The sequence below is a fragment of the Siphonobacter sp. genome (genome assembly GCF_048595215.1).
Lineage (GTDB): Bacteria > Bacteroidota > Bacteroidia > Cytophagales > Spirosomataceae > Siphonobacter.
In genome coordinates this window covers 1-9,362 of the sequence record NZ_JBMDWJ010000111.1, presented here as the reverse complement: position 1 = coordinate 9,362, position 9,362 = coordinate 1, and the positions used below count along the sequence as shown (strand labels likewise).

The window sequence follows — 9,362 nt, the reverse complement described above, 5'->3', positions numbered from 1 at the left end:
ACTTCCGACATTTCGCTATAATTAACCTATGTTAAATTTATTCGGTAAAATGTGGCTCATGGTTGGAGTATTACGCCAGGATTTGGGATCAATTCAGAAATAACGGGCTGGATACCACAATTGAAAATCAATTACTTTAATCGACGTTACGTTCCCATTACTTCTGGAATTTATGCGTTTGCGGAAGGTACGGTTGGCGTACAAACCCAGTTGGGATTATCTTCGGGTAATTACTACAAAAACCCGTTTCTGCAGTCCTACTCAGCTTTTGCAGCGTTGAACGCCGGACTCACTTATTTCTACAAAAATGACTGGACTCTGGAAGCCAAAGCGAACCTGGGAACGCTTTCGGTGAGTCACCTACGCAGCAAACCTGAATCTCAGTCTACCGCCGTTTCGCTGGAATCTTCTTTGTCTGCTCAGCTTTTTACCCTGGGGATTACCCGCTATATCGGCAGTGGCAATTCCAAATCTACAATCTTTGAAACAGACCAGAATACGCCCTACACGGCAGGCCAACGCTATTGGGAAGGTCGTCTTACTTCCAATTTTAATTTCATTAAACCCTCCGCAATTAACTCTTCGAATAGTCAATCCATAAACATCGGTTTTTCGACGGCCCGGTTTGTTTCAGACAAACAAGCGAGAGGATTTGGCTTATCCGCTATCTTCTCCAATCTAAATGCTAAATCAGAGTTATATCCTCGTTCTTCTATAAAATTTGGCGGAGCTACTGCGTTTATTTTTCGGGAACATTACCTTCCGTTAGGCAAAAAATTATCTTTAATTGGCAGTGTATATTTAACGGGTTTTTACACAATGAATCGGACTAAACATCCGGAGCAAAATACTACGGAACACTCCTTAAACATTAACCCATCGATCAGACCTGCCATTCAATATCAACTCACGGATCGATGGGCCGTTACGGCTCATATTGGTACATTGAGTATAGCCTCTGCCAACTTGACTTTGGACAAAGAGAAAGATTACAGGAATGAACCAATGAATAGTTTTCAAACGGGTCTTAGTTTTTCTCCTGCGTATACCATCGGCAACTCAGGTATTTCATTGCGTTATTTTCCAGGTCGATAGTAACATAAGAAAATTATAACTTTCTCCCTACCAGACCCGTTCTAGCCTAGAGCGGGTCTTTTGGCTTTCTAAGTCTTTTCTAGCGATAAACCTCTATTTTTGAAAAGAGTCGGCTCGCGATTTTCGCTGTCTTCCGAGCGTATCACTCGATAACTATCTATGAAACAACTTCTTACGGCAACCTTCTTTTGTTTATGCTCCGTTTCGCTATTTGCACAAACCACCCAGGGCAACCGCTTTATGAGTTTTACGGGCGATCTGAATCTGCGATTCGATAATACGTCCTCCAGCTTAACGCCCGAAACAAAACGCCAGACGTACGGCCTTAACCTGCAGATGACCCGCGGGAAATTCACCCGTGACAACATTGCTCAGGGCTGGAGCATTGGTGTAGGGGCCACGCACGAACGTATCAATCAAATTGATTACGCCGAAACGACGCCTTCCCTATCCGCTCATTACGTGTACCGTCGCTATATTGTTCCTTCCGAACGCGTCCGGCTCTTCGCTCAGGGAAAAGCCGGAGGTTTGTATTCACCTACGTTCAATGATGGTGAAACGACGCAGAACATCTTCTCAATCGGGGCTTCGCTGGATCTGGGGCTAACCTATTTCTACCGGAAAAACTGGGCCTGGGAAGCAACCGCCAGTCTGGCCAATGTGGGCGTATCGCACGCATCCGCCCGCGGCGAAAAAGTGTATACGGATGTGAATGTCAATGGATCGCTCGGATTCAGTACCTTCCGGATTGGGCTGGCTCACTATTTCGGGGAAACCTCCTCGCCCTTTGAGTCCGCTCCGCAACAGTCGCTCTACGAAGTAGGGCAAACGTATCTGGCGGGTGACCTTTCGGTTCAGCAGGTATCGGCTCGTTCGAACACCACCAACCTTGGAATCGGATTTGCGGCCGGAAAATTTGTGACGCCCCGCCGATTGCTGGGGATTAGCGTGAGTGGCTCCTACGGTACAGGTGTTGATCAGGGGAACGCGGACTATACCAACTGGGGAGCCAGTGTACGGCCTTACGCAGAACAGTACTGGCCCGTGGCGGGCAAGTGGACGGTATTGCTGGACGGTGGTGTAGCCCTGGGATACGTTCAGATGAAGACCGAACTCAATTCTGTACAATCCAACACGCAATCGACTTATTACGCCAAACCTACCTTCCGCCCCGGCATTCAGTATCAGCTTACGCAACGTTGGGCCTTAGCAGCTTTGGTTGGGGTTTTGGATCTGAACGGCTTCACGGCTACCCAGCAGGACGTAACTACGGGGAACACGGTTTCCAAAAGCACGATTTATGCCTTTACGATCGATCCTTCGTACCAGATCAGTAACTCATCCCTTTCCTTACGGTATTTTCCTGGGCGATAATGGTTGTCGCGAAGGGCATAGGAAAGGCGGTGGAATAAGATTCCACCGCCTTTCTTATATTTTAAAACTTACCTAAACCCCCAGATTCGTCCGGAATAGTTTAATGGCGATCGCCAGTAGAATGACCCCGAATATTTTCTCCAAGATGCCCGTTCCCGCAGCACCAATCTTCTTTTCAATCCAGGTAGAAGATTTTAGTACCAGGAAAATCAGCCCAAGGTTGACAAAAATCCCCACCAGAATATTGATCTCGGCGTACTGGGCTTTGAGCGAAAGAATGGTGGTCATGGTACCCGCTCCGGCAATGATGGGAAAGGCCAGCGGTACAATGGATGCCGCTCGGGGCTGAACGTCCGTACTTTTAAAAATGCTTCGTCCCAACGTCATTTCCAGTCCGATCAGAAAAATGATCAGAGCACCCGCAACGGCGAAAGACTGCACATCTACGCCAAAAAGATTTAGAATGGATTTCCCGATATACAGAAAAGCAATCATAATCCCGCCCGAAACCATAGTTGTAGTAGCCGCGTGGATGTCGCCAATTTTCTTCCGTATATCCAGAATAATAGGGATGGCTCCCAGAATGTCGATGACCGAGAATAAGACTAAGGTTACTGATAAAACTTCCTTAAAGTTGAAATGCATACATCAGATGGTTTCGGTGTTAGAATCGGTACTACGCTTCGGTTAGAAAGGCCCGTAGGGTCGTAAAATCAGTATCGTTGATGGCCGGGAAATTGGCAATACGGAAGGTCGTTTCTTTCCAGTCGCCGTATCCATTTCCCAGCGTAATCTGTCGGGCTTTGGCAGCCTGCTTGATCTGTTCAATCTGCGGAACCGTTCCTGTAATCGCCAGGACGGTGTCCGAACGTACCGCAGCATTGGCGACGAGCAGTTGCCAGGAAGTTTCTTTTTCGAAAAAGGCTGCTAGATCATCAGCCCGTTGTTGTAAGGTTGCCGCTACCGTCTGAATGGGTGGCACCTGTTCGAGTACCCGCTTGAGCAGATAGATGTTCAGCACATTCGGCGTGTAATGCGTTTGAAATTTCCGCACATTTTCGTCGATAAACAAGAGGCTGTTGTAATGATTTCGCTCGTTGATTTCCCGTGCCCGCTCCACAGCCCGGGGTCCGTAGACGAGCAAACCCATGCCCGCTGGCAACCCGAAGCATTTTTGTACGGAAGCAAACCACACATCGGCCGCAGTCCAGTCGAACGCTACGCCCGCCATGGATGACGTCGCATCAACGGCTAATAGGGCTTTTGGGACCGCTTCCCGGATTTTCCGCAGGGTGTTGTTCGTCACCTGGGTACCGTTGGACGTTTCATTCTGCGTCAGACAAATCGTCTCTGCCTCAGTCGTCAGTGACAGCACTTCATTCAAACCAAAGGGCTGATGAATGACGTTCTGACCTAACTTCTGCGTATACTCGGCCCATTTCTGCCCGAAGGCTCCATTATACGCATGCAGCGATTGCCGAGTTGTGAGGGATTGAGCAATGATTTCCCAGCATTCCGTCGCGGAGGATACGAACGCAATGGCGTAGTCCGAAGGAATATCCAGCTTTTCGTGCAGGAGTCGATAGGTCTCTTTGACCAGTTCCATGGCGGCTGCACTCCGGTGATTTACACTCAGAATACCGGAATTGAAGGCGTCCTGTAGATACTGAGCTACCTGTGGATAGACTTGGGAAGGACCGGGATAAAAGGAAATCATGGCAACCGACGATTGAAGTGAATAGAATCAATTACAGAAACGACCGCAACGCCAGCTCGTAGCCTTTTAGTCCGAAACCGACGATGATACCAGCCGCTTTCGGACTGATAAAACTGTGATGCCGGAAAGCCTCGCGGGCGTGAACGTTGGAAATATGGACTTCAATGACGGGAGTAGTAATGCCCGAAATGGCGTCAGCAATAGCCACACTGGTATGCGTGTAGGCTCCAGCGTTGAGTACGATGCCGTCGTACGAAAAACCGACTTCGTGTAGTTTATCCAGGATGGCTCCTTCGTGATTGGACTGAAAATACGCCAGGTCCAGCTCTGGAAAAAGAGCGGGCAGCGTTTCAAAATACGCTTCAAAAGTCTGGGAGCCGTATACTTCGGGCTCGCGACGTCCGAGTAAATTCAGATTAGGTCCGTTAAGAATCAGGATGCGTTTCAAGGAAGAATGAAGTTTAAGGATGTAACGGGAATCGTTTGGGTCTACAGGCGGTCATCGCCCGAATCGCAAGTTCTTTACTCACGGCGACGGAAACCGCTCTTCGGTGGTGTATCTTTCAGAAAAATACTATCCATACGCGGATTTCTCATTCGGAACCTCCGCCGATTTATCAGTACGCAATGCAGTGGCAAAGCTATCTTAAAAACTTTAAATCTTACCTGACGCTCGAACGTTCGCTGTCCGAAAACTCGGTGGAAGCCTATTTACACGACGCCGAAAAACTGGTGCAGTACCTGTCGCTCTCCGGGCAGGACAAACTGCCACCGGGTTCGATTACGGATGCTCACCTGCTCGATTTCCTGTACTACCTGGGTGAACTGGGCATTGCCTCTACCTCACAGGCCCGGATGTTATCGGGACTCAAGGCTTTTTTCCGCTTTCTGTTGCTGGAGCAGGTCATTCCTACCGATCCGGCGTCGCTCATTGAGTCGCCAAAGTTGGGTCGTAAACTGCCCGATACGCTGAGTTTTCCCGAAGTGGAAGCCCTGCTGGCGGCCATCGACCTGTCGACACCCGAAGGTACCCGAAACCGGGCCATTCTGGAGATTCTGTACGGGTGTGGACTACGCGTTTCGGAATTGATCGCTCTGAAAGTCAGTGAATTGTACTTCGACATTGGCTTCATTCGCGTCTTTGGTAAAGGAGGCAAAACCCGCCTGATTCCCGTAGGCCGTGACGCCATCAAGTACACGCAGATTTATCTGGACGAAATACGTCGTCATCAGAATATTCAGAAGGGTTCGGAGGACATTGTATTCTTGAATCGCCGGGGTAAGTATTTAACCCGAATCATGGTTTTTATCGTTATCAAAGACCTGGCGGCTAAAATTGGTCTGCAAAAGAATATCTCGCCGCACACCTTCCGCCATAGTTTTGCTACGCACCTGATTGAAGGCGGAGCCGACTTGCGGGCAGTACAGGAAATGCTCGGGCATGAATCCATCACGACGACCGAAATCTATACGCACCTGGATCGGGATTATCTCAAAACGGTTATCACGGAATATCACCCCCGGGGCCGTTGAGGCGGCGATTTTTTAGGCTTTCCCGTATAAAAATGTAGAACGGAAGTCGTATCTTAACTGTTAAATAAACGAGAGCAAACGGGCGTACTTTTCCCCGACACTTATCCACTCTATCATTTTCTGAATGGCATTTCCGACCCTAAACGATTTACTTAGTCAAACTGAAAGCTCCACGCTTGAATTCAAACGTACCATTGAGGCTCCCGGCCGCATTGCCAAAACCCTGGCCGCTTTTGCCAATACGGCGGGTGGCTGGCTAGTGATTGGCATTAATGACGATCGTACAGTCAAAGGCGTTGATTCAGAAAAAGACGTCGTACAAAAACTGGAAGCTGCTTCTGATTTATTTGTCCAGCCGGGTGTACTGGTTCGTTACCAAACTGTACAGCACGACGAACGCTTGGTCCTGATTGCCCGCGTAGATGAAAGCGAAGAGAAGCCTCATCAGGCAAAAGATCCGCAGGGCCAATGGCAGGTGTATGTACGGGCCCGCGATAAATCCGTACCGGCCAGCAAACAAATGGAGAAATGGCTACAGGAAACGCACGACATTTCGCCGGAGTTACTGCAACAACATAATGTCAAACGACTGCTGGCTCACTTGAAAAAGAACGAGCAGATTGCCGCTAAGCAGTTCGCCCAACTCGTCAATATCTCGGAATACCGGGCTGATAAGCTATTACAACAACTCACCCGCGAAGGGTTACTGCTAGTACTGGATAAACAACATCCGAAGACGTACACGATTCGCAAATAGATGCGAGCTGCAACAGCTTTTTTGAAACGTACTGCGTTTATACGTTAAAGATCAATACTGTATAAAAAAATAAAAGCGGGTACGAAAGATTTTCGTACCCGCTTTTATTTGATTCTGGATAAGCTGAATTATTTCATGCTTTCCTTGATCTGTTTGATATGGTTCAGGTGCTGCTGAACGACGCCCGAGGTTTTCGTAGCAAATTCTTTCAGCTCGGCATCTTTTCCTTCGGTAGCCTGGGTATTAAACAAAGACAGATCTTTATCGTGATCGTCTTTCATCAGTTCTACGTATTTCTTATCGAAATCTTTACCTGAAAGTTTCTTCAGATCATTATAGTGCTTCTGATGGTCTTCATCCATCGTTGCGGGTAAGGTAATGCCTTTAGCTGAAGCCAGTGACATCAGCTCATCGTTTGCTTTGCCGTGATCTTTGATCATCATTGCGGCAAATTCTTTTACTTTAGCGTTACTAGCTTTTTGCTCAGCTAGTTTAGCCACTTCTACTTCGTACATACCACCGCCAGCAGCTTTCATGGCAAACTCAGCGTCTTTTTCGTCAACCGTTTGCAGGCTGTCGTTCATGTCTTTTGCTTGATCAGTCGCTGCTTCTGCGTGCTCCTCTGAAGCCTTATCTGATTTTGATTCATTACAAGCCTGGAATGCCAGGGCACTAGCCGCCAGCATACATAACATAGTTACCTTTTTCATAGTCGTGTAGCAATTTTTGAGGAAGTTTCCTCCGGTTGATTGTTTGAATGCTTAAAAACTTCTAAAAATCTTGTACCCGCCTTAGGATAATACAAACAAAAGCCAGTTAGTTACTAAATAATATAGAATCAAGAGGAATTTTTTCCGCACTTTCTTAGCAAGCTATTTTCAGTATATAAAAAATAATGCAGCCTTTCCCCAAAATTATTCTTGAGGAAAGACTGCATGAATAGAGCAAACTAGCTAGTTGCGGGGCGGTTTACCTCCGGTCAGTAAGCCCTGCATCCGCTCTAAAGTCTTACGTTCGCCACAAAGACTCAGGAACGCTTCCCGTTCCAAATCCAGCAGGTACTGTTCCGTCACCGGTTGCGGATAACTCAGGTCACCTCCAGAGATAACGTAGGCCAGTTTTTGAGCAATCTTTTTGTCGTGGTCGGAGATGAAATTGGCCAATCGCATCTGAGCGATACCTGCTTCGAAAAGGGCGATGCCCGCCCGGCCTTGTACTTTGATGTCACTGCGTTGCGGAGCCTGCGTATAGCCGGCATTCGCTAATTCCAAAGCGGCTTCTTTGGCTTCGGCGATCAATCGCGAACGGTTCAGTACAATCTGATCACCCGACCGCAGGTAATTCATTTCCAACGCTTCCTGAGCGGAAGTGGATACTTTCGCCGTAGCAATGTTCATGAACGCGTTCTGAAGAATATTAAGTTCAGGATCGCCCGACTGGTATAAATCCGAGCAGCGGAGGGCCATTTCCTTGGTACCGCCACCCGCTGGAATCACGCCAACGCCCACTTCTACCAATCCCATGTACGTTTCAGCTGCGGCCACTACGCGGTCGGCATGGAGGTTAATTTCGCAGCCACCGCCCAGGGCCAGCGTATGCGGAGCCACTACGACTGGCACGGATGAATACCGTACCCGCATCATGGTTTTCTGGAACTGGGCAATCATCAGGTTGACTTCGTCCCATTCCTGCTGAATACTGTACATGAAGAGCATGGCTAGATTCGCTCCCGCCGAGAAAGCCTCGTGCGAGTCGTTCCCAATCACCAGGCCCTGATAACTCTGTTCGGCCAGCGAAATCGCTTTCGACACGGCTTCGATTACATTTGGCCCAAAGGTATTCATCTTCGAACGAGCTTCCAGGCCCAGAATGCCATCGCCCAAATCGAAAATGGTCGCTTCCGAATTACTCCATACTTCCTGGCTACCCCGTAAGTTATTCAGGATAATAAAACCTTCTTGTCCCGGAATAGGCTGATAACTTTCACTGGATAAGTCGTAATAATAACGGCGACCCTTTTGGACTGTATAAAACTGCGTATGCCCGGCATCCTGCATGGCATACACCCAGTCGGCCGGTTTTTGCCCCTGACTTTCGATTAGTTCAATGCCCTTCGCCAGTCCAATCGCGTCCCAGGTTTCGAACAGACCCAGTTGCCAGCCAAAACCGGCTTTAATCGCTTCATCGATTTTATAGAGTTCGTCAGCAATCTCGGGAATCCGGTACGTGACGTAGCGAAACGTATCGGCGAAGGTCGTCCGGTAAAAGTCACCGGCTTTACTGCTATCGGCCAGAGCAGCGGGGAAACGTTCGGCCAGCGTAGGAAGCTTCTTGAGCGTATCAATGATGCCCAGCTTGATTTTCTGCGAAGGCTGATACTCGAACGTTTTTAGATCCAGAGCGAGAATGACCGATTTCCCCTGCTCATCTTTGACTTTTTTGTAAAAACCCTGACCCGTCTTGTCGCCCAGCCACTTATTTGCCATCAGCTTCTGAATCGAATCGGGCAGTAGAAAAGCCTCCCTCGATTCGTCTTCCGTAAGCGTCTCGTACAAATTGTTAGCGACGTGCACGGTGGTATCCAATCCCACGACATCGGATAAACGGAAGGTACCGGACTTCGGACGACCGATAATATCCGCCGTTAGCTTGTCCACTTCTTCGATACTCAATCCCAGTTTCTCTGTCGCCCGAATACTCTGGATGAGGGCATAAATCCCAACGCGGTTAGCACTAAAGGCGGGGGTATCCTTGGCGAGAACGGTCGTTTTTACCAAGTACAAAAAGCCGTAATGCATCACGAAATCAAATAAATACGGGTCCGTTTAGGGCGTGGGAATGATTTACAGGAGTTTGAGATAGCGGGGTGGTTTGAAAAAGTGCGTA

General features: G+C 48.4%; 8 protein-coding genes and 1 pseudogene. 4 read left to right on the top strand and 5 right to left on the bottom strand.

Annotation, left to right across the window (positions count from 1 at the left end):
- The first annotated feature begins 51 nt into the window (after positions 1-51).
- Entirely contained in the window at positions 52-1,095 is a 1,044-nt protein-coding gene (locus tag ACOJTG_RS06580; RefSeq protein ID WP_420153076.1) for a hypothetical protein, read from the top strand.
- A 159-nt stretch (positions 1,096-1,254) separates the two neighbouring features.
- Entirely contained in the window at positions 1,255-2,469 is a 1,215-nt protein-coding gene (locus tag ACOJTG_RS06575) for a hypothetical protein (protein WP_420153075.1), read from the top strand.
- A 72-nt stretch (positions 2,470-2,541) separates the two neighbouring features.
- On the opposite strand, the gene ACOJTG_RS06570 is transcribed toward ACOJTG_RS06575, so the two are convergent.
- From ACOJTG_RS06570 to aroQ, 3 genes are read right to left on the bottom strand one after another with little or no spacing between them, the layout of a single operon-like run.
- The gene (locus tag ACOJTG_RS06570) at positions 2,542-3,114 is read right to left on the bottom strand and encodes a MarC family protein (RefSeq protein ID WP_420153074.1); all 573 of its coding nucleotides are present in this window, start codon (positions 3,112-3,114) and stop codon (positions 2,542-2,544) included.
- 31 nt (positions 3,115-3,145) lie between these two features.
- Positions 3,146-4,186, bottom strand: a complete 1,041-nt coding sequence (locus tag ACOJTG_RS06565) for an aminotransferase class V-fold PLP-dependent enzyme (RefSeq protein ID WP_420153073.1) — start codon at positions 4,184-4,186, stop codon at positions 3,146-3,148.
- A gap of 31 nt (positions 4,187-4,217) precedes the next feature.
- Positions 4,218-4,634: a type II 3-dehydroquinate dehydratase gene (gene aroQ, locus ACOJTG_RS06560; RefSeq protein WP_420153072.1), complete on the bottom strand. Its 417-nt coding sequence runs from the start codon at positions 4,632-4,634 to the stop codon at positions 4,218-4,220.
- Positions 4,635-4,813: 179 nt separating this feature from the next.
- On the opposite strand from aroQ, the gene xerD reads away from it, so the two are divergent.
- Both xerD and ACOJTG_RS06550 read left to right on the top strand, forming a co-directional pair.
- Entirely contained in the window at positions 4,814-5,719 is a 906-nt protein-coding gene (gene xerD / locus ACOJTG_RS06555) for a site-specific tyrosine recombinase XerD (RefSeq protein ID WP_420153077.1), read from the top strand.
- 124 nt (positions 5,720-5,843) lie between these two features.
- A complete protein-coding gene (locus ACOJTG_RS06550) occupies positions 5,844-6,476 on the top strand; it encodes an RNA-binding domain-containing protein (protein WP_420153071.1) in 633 nt (210 codons plus the stop codon).
- 128 nt (positions 6,477-6,604) lie between these two features.
- On the opposite strand, the gene ACOJTG_RS06545 is transcribed toward ACOJTG_RS06550, so the two are convergent.
- Both ACOJTG_RS06545 and ACOJTG_RS06540 read right to left on the bottom strand, forming a co-directional pair.
- Positions 6,605-7,186: a DUF4142 domain-containing protein gene (locus ACOJTG_RS06545; protein ID WP_420153070.1), complete on the bottom strand. Its 582-nt coding sequence runs from the start codon at positions 7,184-7,186 to the stop codon at positions 6,605-6,607.
- A 243-nt stretch (positions 7,187-7,429) separates the two neighbouring features.
- Positions 7,430-9,362, bottom strand: a pseudogene (locus tag ACOJTG_RS06540) (3-hydroxyacyl-CoA dehydrogenase/enoyl-CoA hydratase family protein); the annotation flags it as partial.

Bases quoted from the DNA above. Each gene is read 5' to 3' on its own strand.
- ACOJTG_RS06575 (WP_420153075.1), top strand. From the start codon at position 1,255: ATGAAACAACTTCTTACGGCAACCTTCTTTTGTTTATGCTCCGTTTCG.
- ACOJTG_RS06570 (WP_420153074.1), bottom strand. From the start codon at position 3,114: ATGCATTTCAACTTTAAGGAAGTTTTATCAGTAACCTTAGTCTTATTC.
- ACOJTG_RS06565 (WP_420153073.1), bottom strand. From the start codon at position 4,186: ATGATTTCCTTTTATCCCGGTCCTTCCCAAGTCTATCCACAGGTAGCT.
- xerD (WP_420153077.1), top strand. From the start codon at position 4,814: ATGCAGTGGCAAAGCTATCTTAAAAACTTTAAATCTTACCTGACGCTC.
- ACOJTG_RS06550 (WP_420153071.1), top strand. From the start codon at position 5,844: ATGGCATTTCCGACCCTAAACGATTTACTTAGTCAAACTGAAAGCTCC.
- ACOJTG_RS06545 (WP_420153070.1), bottom strand. From the start codon at position 7,186: ATGAAAAAGGTAACTATGTTATGTATGCTGGCGGCTAGTGCCCTGGCA.